General features: G+C 67.9%; 12 protein-coding genes. 5 read left to right on the top strand and 7 right to left on the bottom strand.

Annotation, left to right across the window (positions count from 1 at the left end):
• Positions 1-3: 3 nt before the first annotated feature.
• The gene (locus tag H7H34_RS21245; protein WP_067224561.1) at positions 4-1056 is read right to left on the bottom strand and encodes a TRAP transporter substrate-binding protein; all 1053 of its coding nucleotides are present in this window, start codon (positions 1054-1056) and stop codon (positions 4-6) included.
• A gap of 304 nt (positions 1057-1360) precedes the next feature.
• On the opposite strand from H7H34_RS21245, the gene H7H34_RS21240 reads away from it, so the two are divergent.
• Positions 1361-1939 carry a helix-turn-helix domain-containing protein gene (locus H7H34_RS21240; RefSeq protein ID WP_185926360.1) on the top strand — a complete coding sequence of 193 codons (579 nt, stop codon included), beginning with the start codon at positions 1361-1363 and terminating at the stop codon, positions 1937-1939.
• A gap of 82 nt (positions 1940-2021) precedes the next feature.
• Here the strand turns inward: H7H34_RS21240 and trpB are convergent, their stop codons facing one another.
• Together trpB and H7H34_RS21230 are read right to left on the bottom strand one after the other, a co-directional pair.
• The gene (trpB, locus tag H7H34_RS21235; RefSeq protein ID WP_185926359.1) at positions 2022-3236 is read right to left on the bottom strand and encodes a tryptophan synthase subunit beta; all 1215 of its coding nucleotides are present in this window, start codon (positions 3234-3236) and stop codon (positions 2022-2024) included.
• On the bottom strand, positions 3233-3919 hold the full coding sequence (locus H7H34_RS21230; RefSeq protein ID WP_185926358.1) for a phosphoribosylanthranilate isomerase: 687 nt from the start codon (positions 3917-3919) through the stop codon (positions 3233-3235). The genes trpB and H7H34_RS21230 overlap by 4 nt, the downstream gene beginning before the upstream one ends.
• A 373-nt stretch (positions 3920-4292) precedes the next feature.
• Here H7H34_RS21230 and H7H34_RS21225 point away from each other — a divergent pair, with 373 nt between their 5' ends.
• On the top strand, positions 4293-4502 hold the full coding sequence (locus H7H34_RS21225) for a YegP family protein (protein WP_185926357.1): 210 nt from the start codon (positions 4293-4295) through the stop codon (positions 4500-4502).
• A 52-nt stretch (positions 4503-4554) separates the two neighbouring features.
• Here the strand turns inward: H7H34_RS21225 and H7H34_RS21220 are convergent, their stop codons facing one another.
• Positions 4555-6837 (bottom strand): NADP-dependent malic enzyme, encoded by a 2283-nt coding sequence (locus H7H34_RS21220; protein ID WP_185926356.1) that lies wholly within the window; start codon positions 6835-6837, stop codon positions 4555-4557.
• 171 nt (positions 6838-7008) lie between these two features.
• Here H7H34_RS21220 and mutS point away from each other — a divergent pair, with 171 nt between their 5' ends.
• Positions 7009-9789 (top strand): DNA mismatch repair protein MutS, encoded by a 2781-nt coding sequence (gene mutS, locus H7H34_RS21215; RefSeq protein WP_245165158.1) that lies wholly within the window; start codon positions 7009-7011, stop codon positions 9787-9789.
• Positions 9790-9796: 7 nt separating this feature from the next.
• On the opposite strand, the gene H7H34_RS21210 is transcribed toward mutS, so the two are convergent.
• Positions 9797-10693 carry a methylated-DNA--[protein]-cysteine S-methyltransferase gene (locus H7H34_RS21210; protein ID WP_120270205.1) on the bottom strand — a complete coding sequence of 299 codons (897 nt, stop codon included), beginning with the start codon at positions 10691-10693 and terminating at the stop codon, positions 9797-9799.
• Positions 10694-10919: 226 nt separating this feature from the next.
• Here H7H34_RS21210 and H7H34_RS21205 point away from each other — a divergent pair, with 226 nt between their 5' ends.
• Positions 10920-12728, top strand: a complete 1809-nt coding sequence (locus H7H34_RS21205) for a VHL beta domain-containing protein (RefSeq protein WP_185926355.1) — start codon at positions 10920-10922, stop codon at positions 12726-12728.
• A gap of 43 nt (positions 12729-12771) precedes the next feature.
• Here the strand turns inward: H7H34_RS21205 and H7H34_RS21200 are convergent, their stop codons facing one another.
• A complete protein-coding gene (locus H7H34_RS21200) occupies positions 12772-13341 on the bottom strand; it encodes a DUF2244 domain-containing protein (RefSeq protein WP_120269912.1) in 570 nt (189 codons plus the stop codon).
• Between the two features lie 22 nt (positions 13342-13363).
• Between H7H34_RS21200 and nth the strand changes: the two genes are divergently transcribed.
• Entirely contained in the window at positions 13364-14149 is a 786-nt protein-coding gene (gene nth / locus H7H34_RS21195; protein ID WP_120269913.1) for an endonuclease III, read from the top strand.
• A 108-nt stretch (positions 14150-14257) separates the two neighbouring features.
• Here the strand turns inward: nth and irrA are convergent, their stop codons facing one another.
• A complete protein-coding gene (gene irrA, locus H7H34_RS21190) occupies positions 14258-14677 on the bottom strand; it encodes an iron response transcriptional regulator IrrA (RefSeq protein WP_371811442.1) in 420 nt (139 codons plus the stop codon).
• Positions 14678-15049: the final 372 nt, after the last annotated feature.

Genomic DNA, 15049 nt, shown 5'->3' with positions numbered 1-15049 from the left:
GGCTTACTTGAGGTACCCCAGCTCCTTCCAGGTGGCGTAGTCCGCCCGGAAGCTGGAGAAGCTCTCGTAGGCCCGCTTGAAGTCGGGATCGGCCGCGACCTGCTCGGCGATGACCTCTTCCGACGCGGCCTTCAGCTTGGCCAGATCCTCGTCCGACCAGCGGTGCAGCTGCACGCCCTTCTCCTGCAGCTCCTTGAGCGCCGGCAGCTGGATCGCCTCGCCCTCGGCGATGCCGTAGCGCACGTTGTCGCCGCACACCGCCTCGATCTGGGCCTGCTGGGTCTCGCTCAAGGCGTCCCAGCGGTCCTTGTTGATCATCAGGTCGAAGAAGGTCGACTGCTGGTGCCAGCCGGGGAAGTAGTAGTGCTTGGCGATCTGCCAGAAGCCCATGTTGAGGTCGATGGCCGGCTGCACGAATTCCAGGCCGTCGATGACACCGCGATCGAGCGCCGGATAGACGTCGGGAGCCGCCAGCAGCTGGGCCGAGACGCCGAACTTCTCCAGCGCCTTGGCGCCGAGACCGAAGAAGCGCAGCTTGAGGCCCGCAAGGTCCTCCACGCTCTTGACCTCGTTGCGGAACCAGCCGGAGCCCTCGGGCGCCAGCATGCCGCACATCACCGACTTGATGCCGTATTTCGCGTAGATCTCGTCGAAGATCTCCTTGCCGCCGCCGAAATAGAACCAGGCCATGTATTCGGGCGAGGACGGGCCGAAGGGCAGGGCCGCGAAGACCTGGAGCGCGGGCACCTTGCCGCCCCAAAAGCCCGGGGTGGAGAAGGCCGCGTCGATGGCGCCGACGGAGACCGCGTCGAAAGTCTCGAGCGGCGGCACCAGGGCGCTGGGTTCGAAGAAGCGGATCTCGATGCTGCCGCCGGACACCTTGGCGATCTGTGCCTCCAGCCGCTTGCCGAGCGTGCCAAGCTGCGGCAACGAGCTGGAGAAGGTGCCTGCCATCTTCCATTTGACCTTGGCATCCTCGGCCTTTGCCCCGGTCACGAATGCGGTCGTCGCCAGAAGCGCAATCGCGGCTCCACGCAGAAGTCCAGTGATCTTCATGTGGGTTGTTCCCCTGCATGCCCGATTTGTAGACAACGTTGCCTAATAGGCAACCAGAAAATCGACCGCCGGGCGTTTTCACGGCCGATGCGGCAATATGAGCAAGGGACATGCCAGATTTACCGGGAAGCGCCCTCTGGACGCCTCAGGCATCGTTGCCTATAGGACAAAGCTCGTGATTTTGCCCGGCCTCGCGCGCAAACCGCTGCGTCTGTTTTCCCGGCCGGGTGCAAGTATAGTGACCGGGCCGGGACAGCCCCCGCGAGGAGGCGGCGGCGCCCGGCAGGAGAGGATGACGTTTTCGATGGCACGCGAAGCGGCGGAAAAGCTGACCCTGCCGACCGGGATCGGTCTCGGCAGGGCGATCAGGACGTTGCGGCAGGAAAAGAACCTGTCGCTGTCGCAGCTGGCGCTCGATGCAACGCTCGACAAGGGCTACCTGTCGCGGGTCGAGCGGGGCATCAAGGTGCCGTCCATCGCCATCATTCTGCGCATCGCGACAGCGCTGGAAGTGTCCGTTGCCCAGCTGTTCGGTGCGGCGGAGGAGCACAAGCTGGTCTTCGTCACCCGCGCCGACGAGCGCGAGGAGCTGACCGCCCGCGACGACAGCTATCACATGCGGCTGCTGACCCAGGGCCATGGCAGCTCGGGGCTGGAAGTGTTCCTGATGTATCCGCCGGACGAGCTGCGCGAGGAGCCCGACGCCGAGCACCGGGGCGAGGAGCTGCTGTTCGTCGTCGAAGGGCGGGTGGAGATCTCCTTCCCGGAGGAGAACATCGTGCTGGGCAAGGGAGACTCGGTGCAGTTTCCCGGCCCGCTGCGCCACCAGGTGCGCCGGCTGGAGGAAAACACCTGCGTGCTGATCGCCGTCAGCGGTCCCTGAGAAGGCGCCAACCGAGCGGACATACAAAAGGCCCCGGCGAGGAGATCGCCGGGGCCTTTTTTCAAGGGTCGCCCAAGAGGGCTTACAGGTCGAAGCCGAGCAGCTTGCCGACCGTGAACACGTCCTTGTCGCCGCGCCCGCACAGGTTGATGACGATGATCTGGTCCTTGTCCATGGTCGGGGCCAGCTTCATCACCTGGGCCAGCGCATGGGCCGGCTCCAACGCCGGGATGATGCCCTCGACGCGGGTCAGCAGCTGGAAGGCCTCCATCGCCTCATTGTCGGTCGCCGGCACATAGGTGACGCGGCCGGTGTCGCGCAGCCAGGAATGCTCCGGCCCGATGCCCGGATAGTCGAGGCCGGCGGAGATCGAGTGACCCTCGAGGATCTGGCCGTCGTCGTCCTGCAGCAGGTAGGTGCGGTTGCCATGCAGCACGCCGGGCTTGCCGGCGTTGAGCGAGGCGCAGTGCTCCTCGCCCTCCAGCCCCTTGCCGCCCGCCTCGACGCCGTAGATGGCGACCTGCGGATCGTCGAGGAAGGGATGGAAAAGGCCGATGGCATTGGAGCCGCCGCCGACGGCGGCGACGATGGCATCCGGCAGGCGGCCTTCGGCCTGCATGATCTGCTCGCGGGTTTCCGTGCCGATCACCGACTGGAAGTCGCGCACCATCTCCGGATAGGGATGGGGACCGGCGGCGGTGCCGATCAGGTAGTAGGTGTCGGCGACATTGGTCACCCAGTCGCGCAGCGCCTCGTTCATCGCGTCCTTGAGCGTGCCGGCACCGGCGGTGACCGGGACGATCTCCGCGCCGAGCAGCTTCATGCGGAAGACGTTGGGCTTCTGCCGCTCGACGTCCGTGGCGCCCATGTAGACGACGCAGGGAAGGCCGAAGCGGGCGCAGACGGTGGCGGTGGCGACGCCGTGCTGGCCGGCGCCGGTCTCGGCGATGATGCGGGTCTTGCCCATGCGACGGGCCAGCAGGATCTGGCCGAGGCAGTTGTTGATCTTGTGGCTGCCGGTGTGGTTGAGCTCGTCGCGCTTGAAATAGATCTTCGCGCCGCCGAGCTCGGCCGTCAGGCGCTCGGCGAAATAGAGCGGCGAGGGCCGGCCGGTGTAATGGGTGTTGAGATTGTCGATCTCGGCCTGGAAGGCGGGATCGGCCTTGGCATCCTTGTAGGCCTGCTCGAGATCGAGGATCAGCGGCATCAAGGTCTCGGCGACGTAGCGGCCGCCGAAAATACCGAAATGGCCGCGCTCGTCCGGACCGGAGCGGAAGGTGTTCTGCTGGATCGTCATGCGCTGCGTCCCTGTTCGGCGGCGTCAGACGCCGCTCCCGGCACCGCCCGGCGTGCAGCCGCGACGAACGCCCTGATGAGTTCCGTGTCCTTGACGCCCCGCGCGCGCTCCACGCCCGAGGAGACGTCGACGTCGCGGATCCCGCCGATGCGGACCGCCTCGCCGACCGTCGCGGCATCCAGCCCACCGGAAAGCATGAGCGGAACGCCGAGGTCAAGGCCCTTGAGCAGGCGCCAGTCGAAGCTGACGCCGTTGCCGCCCGGCAGCACCGCACCCTTCGGCGGCTTGGCATCGAAGAGCAGCCGGTCGACATGGGCTACATAGGGCGCGGCCGCTGCAAGGTCCTCAGCCGCCGAGATCCCCAGCGCCTTCATGATCCTGATGCCGTGCCGCGCCTTCAGCTCCGCGCAGCGCGCCGGGCTCTCGTGCCCGTGCAGCTGCAGCCAGTCGGGCCGCACGGCCGAGACGATGGCCTCCACCAGCGCATCGTCCGCATCGACCGTCAGCACCACGATCTCCGCCCGGCCCCGCGCGCGCCCGGCAAGCCGCGTGGCAGCCTCCATCGACACGTTTCGCGGGCTCTTTTCGAAGAAGACGAGGCCGATCATGTCGGCCCCGGCCTCAAGCGCGGTATCGAGCGTCTCTTCGGTCGACAGACCGCAGATCTTGACGAGATTTGGCACCCTAGAGTCTTCCCTTACCCAGCCTACGCGAATCAAGTGATTCCCTAAGAATTCGTTAAGATTAGCAAGAGTCCTGCAACCTCGTCTCTCTACCAGCAGCTTAATCCATAGGCTAAACCATTGTGAACAATAGGAATATATCTCTAAAGATGTGGGCGGTTGACTCCGCGGCACACTAGAGGAATCCATGATACAGCCTAGTTGAAATGACGGAGCCGCCAGCAGTACCAGTGCTTGGCGGCTCCACATTCAACTCCCGCATCAATTGATGCTGGACGCGGGGGCAGTCGTCTTGCGACTAGGAACTATTGTTCCAAAGACGCGCTGCGGTCAAGTCCAGCTCTTCGTCCTCCCGAGGCGAAAGGAGTTGAGAATGACAACCAGAAAGTTCCCTTCTTACTGGATGTATAAGGACCAGGCCGGAGAATGGCGCTGGTCATATGCAGCCTCGAACGGCCTTACCATCGCTGTCAGCAGCGAAGGTTACAAGCGCCGAGCAGACTGCGAGCGCGGGATCGAGATCATGAAGAGCTCTTATTCGAGCCCTGTCTATGTTCCCGATCATCTGATGCACTCGGTCTAACGACAATAGTCGCCCCTCTCTCCAGCGTGGATGGAGGGGCGACACCCTTCTCTCACGTTACGTTGTAGGCGGCGATGGCCGCCATGTTGACGATGTCGCTGTCCTTGGCGCCGATGGGCAGGATCTGCACCGGCTTGTCGAGGCCGACGAGCAGCGGGCCGATCACCGTCGAGCCGCCGAGTTCCTGCAGCATCTTGGTCGAGATCGAGGCCGAGTGGAACGCCGGCATGACCAGCACGTTGGCCGGGGCCGTCAGGCGGCAGAACGGATAGGCCGCCATCTTGTCCATGTTGAGCGCGACATCGGCGCCCATCTCTCCGTCATATTCGAAGTCGACGCGGCGCCGGTCGAGGATCTTCACCGCCTCGATGACCTTTTCCGAACGCTCGCTACGCGGATGGCCGAAGGTGGAATAGGCGAGCATGGCGATGCGCGGCTCGTAGCCGAGACGGCGGGCGACATGGGCGGCCTCCTCGGCGATGTCGGCCAGTTCCTCGGAGGTCGGCATGTCGATCACCGCCGTGTCGGCGACCAGGACGGTGCGGCCGCGGCACAGGGCCAGCGACACACCGATCACCCGGTGGCCGGGCTTGGTGTCGATGACGCTGCGCACCGTGTCGAGGGCGACCGAATAGTTGCGGGTGAGGCCGGTGACCATGGCATCGGCATCGCCCCGCGCCACCATGATGGCGCCCCAGTAGTTGCGGTCGTTGTTGACCAGCCGCTGGCAGTCGCGCAGCAGGTAGCCGCGGCGCTGCAGGCGCGAGTAGAGATACTCGGCATAGTCGGAATTGCGGGTCGACAGGCGCGCATTGAGGATGCGGATGCCGCCGCGCTCCAGATCGACGCCGGCGCTGGCCGCGACCTCGCGCACCTCGTCCTCGCGGCCGATCAGGATCGCCTCGCCGAGCCCTTGCGCGACGAAGCTCGCCGCCGCGCGGATCACCGGCTCCTCCTCGCCTTCGGCGAAGACGACGCGCTTGGGCTGCTGGCGCACCTTGGAGAAGATCCGCTGCAGGGTGCCGGCGACCGGATCGCGCCGGGCCGAGAGCTGGTGGCGGTAGGCCTCCATGTCGACGATCGGCCGGCGGGCGACGCCGCTGTCCATCGCCGCCTGGGCGACCGCCGGCGGAATGGTGGAGATCAGGCGCGGGTCGAAGGGCACCGGGATGATGTATTCGGGACCGAACTTGGGACGGTTGCCGCGATAGGCGGCGGCGACCTCGTCCGGCACTTCCTCGCGCGCCAGCTCGGCCAGCGCATGAGCGCAGGCGACCTTCATCTCGTCGTTGATCGTCGTCGCCTGGACGTCGAGCGCACCGCGGAAGATGTAGGGGAAGCCGAGGACGTTGTTGACCTGGTTGGGATAGTCGGAGCGGCCCGTCGCCACGATGGCGTCGTCGCGCACGGAATGGGCCTCTTCCGGGGTGACTTCCGGATCCGGGTTGGCCATGGCGAAGATGATCGGGTTCGGCGCCATCGCCCGCAGCATGTCCTCGGTCAAGGCGCCCTTGGCCGACACGCCGAGGAAGACATCGGCGCCCTTCATCGCGTCGTAGAGGCTGCGCGCCTCCGTCTCCACCGCATGGGCGGACTTCCACTGGTTCATGCCTTCCGTGCGGCCCTTGTAGATCACGCCCTTGGTGTCGCAGAGGATGACGTTGTCATGCGGCACGCCCATCGCCTTGATCAGCTCGATGCAGGCGATGCCGGCCGCGCCCGCGCCGTTGCACACCACGCGGGTGCCGGCAAGGTCGCGGCCCGTCAGGTGCAGCGCGTTGATCAGGCCGGCGGCGGCGATGATCGCGGTGCCGTGCTGGTCGTCGTGGAAGACCGGAATGTCCATCAGCTCGCGCAGGCGCTGCTCGATGATGAAGCAGTCCGGCGCCTTGATGTCCTCAAGATTGATGCCGCCGAAGGACGGGCCGAGATAGCGCACGGAGTTGACGAAGGCGTCGACCTCTTCCGTGTCGATCTCAAGGTCGATGGAATCGACGTCGGCGAAGCGCTTGAACAGCACCGCCTTGCCTTCCATCACCGGCTTGGAGGCAAGCGCGCCGAGATTTCCCAGGCCAAGGATCGCGGTGCCGTTGGTGATCACCGCCACGAGATTGCCGCGCGTGGTGTAGTCGAAGGCGCGCGATGGGTCCTCGGCGATGGCACGCACGGGAACCGCAACGCCGGGCGAATAGGCCAGCGACAGGTCGCGCTGGGTCGCCATCGGCTTGGTCGGGGTGACTTCCAGCTTGCCCGGGCGGCCCTGCTGGTGGAACTGCAATGCCTCCTGATCGGTAAAACTGACGTTGCTCTTGCCCGATTTGTCCGTCGTCGGCATGTGGTTTCCTCCAAATCATTGCGCCGTCACCGCGGCGGACGGAGACCATATCCCCGGAGAATTCAAGGCTCAAGCCGGGTGGGCCCCACGGCGACGGAAACCGGGGAGGATCTGCGCAGGCAGGTCCGCGGGCTCTTCCGTCCCGCACGCCGCCGCATTAGGGTCTGCCGCATGGCCGACGACATGCAGATATCCCACACGACAGCACAGCTCCACGAGGGCGACGACGCCTCGGCGCCGGAGCGCTCCGGCGCAACGTCCCCCGCGCCGGACCTCTCCGCGATGACGCCGATGATGGCGCAATATGTGGAGATCAAGACGGCCAATCCCGATTGCCTGCTGTTCTACCGCATGGGCGATTTCTACGAGCTGTTCTTCCAGGACGCGGAAGAGGCCTCGCGGGCACTGGGCATCACGCTGACCAAGCGCGGCAAGCACCTGGGCGAGGACATCCCCATGTGCGGTGTGCCGGTGCATGCGGCCGACGACTATCTGCAGAAGCTGATCTCGCTCGGCTTCCGCGTCGCGGTATGCGAGCAGACCGAGGATCCGGCGGAGGCGAAGAAGCGCGGCTCCAAGTCCGTGGTGCGGCGGGAAGTGGTGCGGCTGGTGACGCCGGGCACGCTGACCGAGGACCGGCTGCTGGAGGCGGCGCGCAACAACTTCCTGCTGACGCTGGCACGGGCGCGCACCGGATCGCTGGAGGACGAGGCGAGCTACGGCCTCGCCTGGGCCGACATTTCCACCGGCGCCTTCCGCGTCGCCACCAGCGATGCGCGGCAGCTGGCCGGGGACCTTGCCCGCATCGACCCGCGCGAGATCATCGTCGCAGACGTGCTGCTCGACGATGCGGAGCTGCGCCGGCAGCTCACCGAGACCGGGGCGGCGCTGTCGCCGGTGCCGCGCAGCCTGTTCGACGGGGCGACCGCCAGCGATCGGCTGGCCCGCTATTACGGCGTGGCGACGCCGGAGGCCTTCGGAACCTTCTCGCGGCTGGAGATGACGGCGGCGGCCGCCGCCATCGCCTATGTGGAGCGCACGCAATATGGCGAGCGCCCGCCGCTCGACCCGCCCTCGCACGAGGCGACCTCGCGGCGCATGCTGATCGACCCGGCGACGCGGGCGAACCTGGAGCTGATGCGCACGCTCGCCGGAGACCGCGCCGGATCGCTGCTGTCGGTGATCGACCGCACCGTCTCGGGCCCCGGCTCGCGGCTGCTGGCCGCCCGGCTGGCCGGGCCGCTGACGGAGGTGGAGGAGATCCGCAAGCGGCAGGATGCGGTGGCGCGGCTGGTCGGCGACACCTACCTGCGCGAGCGGCTGCGCGAAAGCCTCAAGGCCGTGCCCGACATGGCGCGCGCATTGTCGCGCATCGCCATGCAGCGCGGCGGTCCGCGCGACCTGCTGGCCATCGCCAGCGGCCTGGGTGCGGCACGCGACATCGCCGGCCTCTTCGCTGACGCAAGCGGCGAGGGCGAGGAGCTGGGCGCGGCGCTGGCGCGGATCGCGGCGGCCCCGGCCGAGCTTGCCGGCGAGCTGGAGCGGGCGCTGGTGGACGAGCCGCCGCTGCTTGCCCGCGACGGCGGCTTCGTTGCCGAGGGATATCTTGCCGATCTCGACGAGGTGCGGCGGCTGCGCGACGACAGCCGCAAGGTGATCGCCCAGCTGCAGGGCGCGCTGACCGACGAGCTGGCGATCCGGGCGCTGAAGATCAAGCACAACAACGTGCTGGGCTGGTTCATCGAGGTGCCGGCAACCCATGCGGAGAAGCTGACCGCCGATCCGGCGCGCTTCATCCACCGGCAGACGATGGCCGGGGCGATGCGCTTCACCACCACCGAACTCGCCGATCTGGAAAGCCGCATCGCCAATGCGGCCGGGCGGGCGCTGGCGCTGGAAAGCGAAGTGTTCCGCCGGCTGTGCGAGGCGGTGATCGAGGCGGGCGAGGCCATCAAGGGCGCCGCCGACGGGCTGGCGGTGCTGGACGTTGCGGCGGGCCTTGCGCATCTGGCCGAGGCGGAGAACCAGTGCCGGCCGGTGGTCGACGACAGCCTGGCCTTCGACATTCGCGGCGGCCGGCATCCGGTCGTCGAACAGGCGCTGAAGCGCGAGGGCGGCGGGAGCTTCGTTGCGAACGATGCGGATCTGGGGCCGAGCGAGGGCGAGGCGGGCGGCCGCATCTGGCTGATCACCGGTCCCAACATGGCCGGTAAGTCGACCTTCCTGCGGCAGAATGCGCTGATCGCCATCCTGGCGCAGATGGGCGCCTTCGTGCCGGCGGTCTCGGCCCGCATCGGCGTGGTCGACCGGCTGTTCTCGCGCGTCGGCGCAGCGGACGACCTGGCGCGCGGACGCTCGACCTTCATGGTGGAGATGGTCGAGACGGCGGCGATCCTCAACCAGGCGGGCGCGCGGGCGCTGGTGATCCTCGACGAGATCGGCCGCGGCACATCGACCTTCGACGGGCTGTCCATCGCCTGGGCGGCGATCGAGCACCTGCACGAGGTGAACCGCTCGCGAGCGCTGTTCGCCACCCACTATCACGAGCTGACCGCCCTGTCGGGCCGGCTGCCGCGGCTGACCAACGCCACGGTACGGGTGCGCGAATGGCAGGGAGACGTGGTGTTCCTGCACGAGATCGTCGCCGGCGCCGCCGACCGGTCCTACGGCATCCAGGTGGCGAAGCTCGCCGGCCTGCCGTCGGTGGTGATCGAGCGGGCGAGGGCGGTGCTGGCGCAGCTGGAAGAACAGGATCGGCGCGCGCCGGGCGAGCAGCTGATCGACGACCTGCCGCTGTTCGCCGCCGCAGCGCCGAGGCCGAGCGCCCCGGCCGCAAAAGCCGCGCCCGATCCGGTGCTGGAGGCGCTGGATGCCATCGACCCGGACGACCTGACGCCGCGCGCGGCGCTGGAGGCGCTCTACAAGCTGAAACAGGCGCGCAAAAAGACCTGAGCCGCCTTTACACGCTTTCCAGCACGGGGCCGGCGAGCCCGGCCTCCCAGCCGAGGATCGCGCGCTTGCGCGTCAGGCCCCAATGGTAGCCGCAAAGCTTTCCGGTGCTGCCGAGCACCCGGTGGCAGGGCACCACGAAGGAGATCGGATTGCGCCCGACCGCCCGGCCGACGGCGCGCGAGGCGGTCGGCTTGCCCAGCCGCTCGGCGATGTCGCGATAGGTGGTGGCACGGCCGAGCGGGATGCGCAGCAGGGTCTCCCAGACGCGGATCTCGAAATCCGTGCCGATCAGCACCACCCGCAAGGGCTGCTCTGCCGACCATTGCGAGGGCGCGAAGATGCGCTGCGCCATCGGCGCGGTGAAGGCCGTGTCCTCGATATAGGCAGCGCGCGGCCAGCGGCCGGTCATGTCCTCCAGCGCGGCGCGCTCCTCGCCCGGATCGGCAAAGGCAAGGCCGGCAAGGCCGTGCTCCGTTGCCATGACAAGCGCGAGGCCAAAGGGCGAGGGGTGAAAGCCGTAGCGGATCTCGACGCCCTCGCCGCGCGCCCGGTAGACGCCGGGGGTCATCGCCTCGTGGGTGACGAAGAGATCGTGCAGGCGGGCAGGCCCCGACAGGCCGACCTCGTAGCTGGTGTCGAGCACAGTGGCCGACTGGCGCAGCAGGGCGCGGGCATGGTCGAGGGTGATCGCCTGGATGAACTGTTTCGGCGTGATGCCGGCCCAGCGCGAGAACACCCGCTGCAGCTGGATCGGGTCGAGGCCCGCTTCCGCCGCCAGGGTCTCCAGCGCCGGCTGGTCGCGCCAGGTCTCGGTGATCACCTTGAGGGTGCGGCGGACGGTGTCGTAGTCCTTCGCCGCCTCGGGGAGGCTGGCCGCAGGCACCGCCGGCAGGGCCTCGTCCATGTTGCGCATCACCGTCATTGCCGGATCTCCCGTCACGCTCGCTGTCCGGCCGCTCATGCGACCCTCGTCATGAACCCGGGAGCCTAGTCGCGAGAGAAACGCATCGCCACCCGATTTGCGACGGCCGGGCCAGGACGGCCCGTCTTGCTTCGGTCAAAAACGCGGGCCACTGTGCGGCGTTGAACGGCGCCCGGCGCCGATTGCGAAGAAAGACACGGACCTGCCGATGCACCAGTTTCGCCCCGCTGCCTGCCTGCCCGCGACCCGCCGCCTCGCCAGGACGGCCCTTGCCGCCGGCCTGACGGCGCTGATCGCCGCCGCGCTGCCGCCGCTGCCGGTCCATGCGCAAGGCAGCGGACAGGAGGCCGGCGGCCAGTCCAGCCCGCGCGTGCAGCGCCGGCTGGTGATGATCCAGACCGACGACGACACCGCGATCCGCGAAGTGCAGATGGACGGCCAGGCGATGCAGGTGCGCCGCCGCTCGCAGGCGCGCGTTTTCGTGGAGGTCGAGGGAGACGCCAAGAACGACGGTCAGATCGACTGCCGGCGCTCGCTGCGGCTGGTGCTCGCCGACGGGCGGATCCTGCGCGACGACGTCGACATCTGCGGTGACTGGAAGGTGACGTTGGCCACGAAGGGCGCGACATCCCGCCAGGCCGATGCAGGCGGAAACGGCGTGCGCCAGGCGGTTCCGTCCGGGCAGGGGCCGAGCGCGCCGCCGCGTTCGGGCGGCATCCGGCGCCCGTCCGTCGACGGGAGCGGGGACGACGGCCTGCGGGGCAGCCGCGACGACGCGCGGGGCACCGCAGAGACCCGCACAACCGCCGCCGAGGACGCCCAAGGACAGCAGGACGAGGCTGCAGCGACGGCCCGGGCGAGCGAGAGCCCCGGCCGCGACGAGGCCCGCGATGCGGATCAGCCGCAGAGCCAGGCCGGCGTGCCGCAGGAACTGCCGCTGTTCGAGGGACGGACCTGGTATGTCGAGGATCTCGGCGGCGACCAGCTGCAGCTGGTCTACGGCCAGCGCCAGACCGACGACCGGGCGCTCCGCGCCAGCTGCCGGCGCGGCTCCAACCGCATCGAGATGCAGCTCGCCGCGACCGCGGACCCGCTTGTCGAGAACCAGCAGGTTTCCGTCCAGCTGTCGGCCCGCGACGTATCGCGCACCTATACGGGGCGCGGGTCCAGCGCCAACAACGAGGCCGGCCAGTCCGAGCCGGTGGTGACGCTGGCGGCGGACGATCCGATCTGGACCGGCATGATCCGCGGCGAGACGCTGGACGTGGGCATTTCCGGCAACTGGCGCTACCGGGTGTCGCTGTCGGGCAGCGCCCAGCCGGTGCGCAGCTTCCAGCAGGCCTGCGCCACGCCGGCGCCGGTCATGGCGGTGCCTGCGCCAGAGATGACGCGCGGCCTGCCGGTGGCGGGCGGGGCCGGCAGCATCAGCTGCTTCGAGGAAGGCGAGATCACCTCGGTGCCCAGCGACCAGCCCGCGCGGATGATCTTCGTCAACGACCGCAACCGGCCGGTGGTGGTGCATTGGCTCGATTTCGACGGGCTGCGCCAGACCCAGGCGGAAGTGCCGCCGGGCGGACGGATGATCCAGGACACGCTGGCCGGCCACCCCTGGCTGGTCTCGAACCTGCGCGGGCGGTGCCTCGGCATCTACCTGGCGGGCGGGGGCACGCGCACGGTCACGATCCTGCCGGGCCGCGCGGATGCGGAGCCAGGCCCGGTCTACCAACCGGCGCCGCCGCCGCAATATCTGCCGCCCGAACCGCTGCCGCCGGCCGGAGACGTGTTGCCACTCTCCTACGATTGCGACAGCGGCGCCTATCTGGACGTGACGATCGACAATGACCGCCGCACCGCGACCGTGCGCGAGCGCGGCCTCTCGCCGGTAACGCTGCCCGACCGCTCGGGCGGCGGCGGCGAGCTGAACTATGTCGGGCGCGGCTACGCGCTGACCGGCACGGGCAACACGGTCACCTGGCAGCGGCCGGGCATGCCGCCGCAGTTCTGCCGGATCTTCTGATCCGGCAGCCGCTGCTTGCCGCCGCAAGACGGGAAAGGGACGTTCAGGCGGTCGCCGGCAGGTCGGGCCTCGGCCCGCCTGCCTGGGCCAGTGCCACCGCCTGTCGCAGGGCACCGGCGAAACTGGTGCGGTCTTCCGGATTGAGGAAGCCGCCGATGTCCACCGACATGTCGCGGGCGGTCAGCGTGATGCGCACGACGCCCTCGTCTTCCTCCTCGCGCACATGCAGGCGCGCCCAGAACGGGTTGCACGAGTAGAGCTGCTCGCGCCCGGAGGCCAGCACCTTGCGGATGCGGATTTCGGTGCGCGAGACCTGCACCTCCTCATAAGCCCGAGCCGCCCGGTAGTTCCAGCGGAAGGCGAAGAAAATCAGCAGGATATCGAGGCCGAGAAAGCCGAAAACCGGCCAGGCGCCGAGCGACAGGAACAGCAGGCCGGCGCTCAGGCAGATGGCGCAGACCACCAGCATGAGAATGCGGAAGCCCTCCGGCCCGAGCGACCGGTAGGGCGTCAGGAGGGCCGCGAAGAAAGGCCTGTCCGGATCCGCATGCAACGGATCGGAGGCCAGGTCTTGCGGATCGGGCCGCTCGGTTTTCGGATTGCCGCTCGTCATGAGCGATGATTATAGAGGAGGAATGACCGCGAACCAGCCCGATCCCCGCAAGTCGCGCAAGCCCGCCCTACAGGCCGGCACATCGGCCGCAAAGGCCGTGAAAGCGACCAAAGCCACCGCCAAGCCGAAGGCGGCCAAGCCCCGCCGCGCGGCACGTCCGCGCTACAGCAAGGACGAGCTCTACGCGATCTTCGCGCGCTTCCACGCCGCCAATCCGGAGCCGACCGGCGAGCTGCACTACGTCAACCCCTACACGCTGCTGGTCGCCGTGGCGCTGTCGGCGCAGGCGACGGATGTCGGCGTCAACAAGGCGACGCGACCGTTGTTCGAGACCGTCGACACGCCGCAGAAGATGGTCGAGCTCGGCGAAGACCGGCTGCGCGAGGCGATCAAGACGATCGGGCTCTTCCGCAACAAGGCGAAGAACGTCATCGCCCTGTCGCAGCTGCTGATCGACCGCTTCGGCGGCGAAGTGCCGCAGGACCGCGAGGCGCTGGAGACGCTGCCGGGCGTCGGACGCAAGACCGCCAACGTGGTGCTGAACATCGCCTTCGGCCAGCCGACCATCGCGGTCGACACGCATCTCTTCCGTCTGGGCAACCGCATCGGAGTGGCGCCGGGCAAGACGCCGCTGGAGGTGGAGAAGGCGCTGGAAAAGGCGGTGCCTTCGGAATTCCTGCTGCACGCCCATCACTGGCTAATCCTGCATGGCCGCTATATCTGCAAGGCCCGCAAGCCGGACTGCGAGAAATGCCTGATCGCCGATCTGTGCAAGAGCCCGGAAAACACGCGCCGCCCGGCAGCGTAGATCGGGCAAGGCAGACCCCGGACAACGCAAATGCGCGGGCGATCACGCCCGCGTTCGGCCTGTCACAGATCACGGATATTTCAAGAGGGAAGCGGCAGGCCGCGCGGCTCAGTCCTTGCGGCGCAGGCGGATCACCACGTCGACGCGGACGATCTCCATGCCTTCCGGCGCCTCGGGAAGGCGGGCCATCGACACGCCGGACCCGGGAATGTCGACCACCTTGTTGTCGCCTTCGATGAAGAAGTGGTGGTGGTCGTCGGTGTTGGTGTCGAAATAGGTCTTTGTGCCCTCGACGGCGACCTCGCGCAGCAAGCCGGCCTGGGTGAACTGGTGCAGCGTGTTGTAGACGGTGGCCAGCGACACCGGAACGTTGGCGGCTTCGGCCTCTTCGTGCAGGAGTTCGGCGGAGATATGCCGGTTGCCCCTGGAATACAGGAGTTCGGCCAGCGCAACGCGCTGACGGGTCGGCCTCAAACCAGCCGAACGAAGCATTTCCTGTACCTCACGATGCCGGTGCAGTTCGCCCACGTCTTCCCGCTCGCTTTCCGTTCTCGTTGCATCCCGGCTCGCCGGGGAACCGGTTTTCGGTCGTCATCGGCGTCCCTGCCGGGGACCTTGCCTGCCATTCATGTGGGGACTGCCCCCACCGGCACGCAAGTTCCATGGCAGTTTTCTGCCACGGATCGCGCCCGATTTGCAAGCTTCGCCCTGTCCGCCGCAGCCAAGGTGGCCAGAAAAAGGGTCAAAATGACGGCCCGAACGGTCGCTTAGGGCAGAAAATGTGGCAAGTCGACCTAAAGGAGTGCGAAAAAGCTCATTCCGGAAGCCACTTCACGGGTTTCCGGAGCGCAAGGTGCTATGTTAGTAAGCGCGGCAGAACCAGATCCCGGTCCGAGGACG

This window comes from Stappia sp. 28M-7 (assembly GCF_014252955.1).
In the GTDB taxonomy this organism is placed as follows: domain Bacteria; phylum Pseudomonadota; class Alphaproteobacteria; order Rhizobiales; family Stappiaceae; genus Stappia.
This window is presented reverse-complemented; position numbering and strand designations above follow the sequence as displayed.

Bases quoted from the DNA above. Each gene is read 5' to 3' on its own strand.
- H7H34_RS21210 (WP_120270205.1), bottom strand. From the start codon at position 10,693: ATGGACGAGGCCCTGCCGGCGGTGCCTGCGGCCAGCCTCCCCGAGGCG.
- H7H34_RS21240 (WP_185926360.1), top strand. From the start codon at position 1,361: ATGGCACGCGAAGCGGCGGAAAAGCTGACCCTGCCGACCGGGATCGGT.
- trpB (WP_185926359.1), bottom strand. From the start codon at position 3,236: ATGACGATCCAGCAGAACACCTTCCGCTCCGGTCCGGACGAGCGCGGC.
- H7H34_RS21205 (WP_185926355.1), top strand. From the start codon at position 10,920: ATGCACCAGTTTCGCCCCGCTGCCTGCCTGCCCGCGACCCGCCGCCTC.
- H7H34_RS21220 (WP_185926356.1), bottom strand. From the start codon at position 6,837: ATGCCGACGACGGACAAATCGGGCAAGAGCAACGTCAGTTTTACCGAT.
- nth (WP_120269913.1), top strand. From the start codon at position 13,364: ATGACCGCGAACCAGCCCGATCCCCGCAAGTCGCGCAAGCCCGCCCTA.
- H7H34_RS21200 (WP_120269912.1), bottom strand. From the start codon at position 13,341: ATGACGAGCGGCAATCCGAAAACCGAGCGGCCCGATCCGCAAGACCTG.
- H7H34_RS21225 (WP_185926357.1), top strand. From the start codon at position 4,293: ATGACAACCAGAAAGTTCCCTTCTTACTGGATGTATAAGGACCAGGCC.
- H7H34_RS21245 (WP_067224561.1), bottom strand. From the start codon at position 1,056: ATGAAGATCACTGGACTTCTGCGTGGAGCCGCGATTGCGCTTCTGGCG.
- mutS (WP_245165158.1), top strand. From the start codon at position 7,009: ATGGCCGACGACATGCAGATATCCCACACGACAGCACAGCTCCACGAG.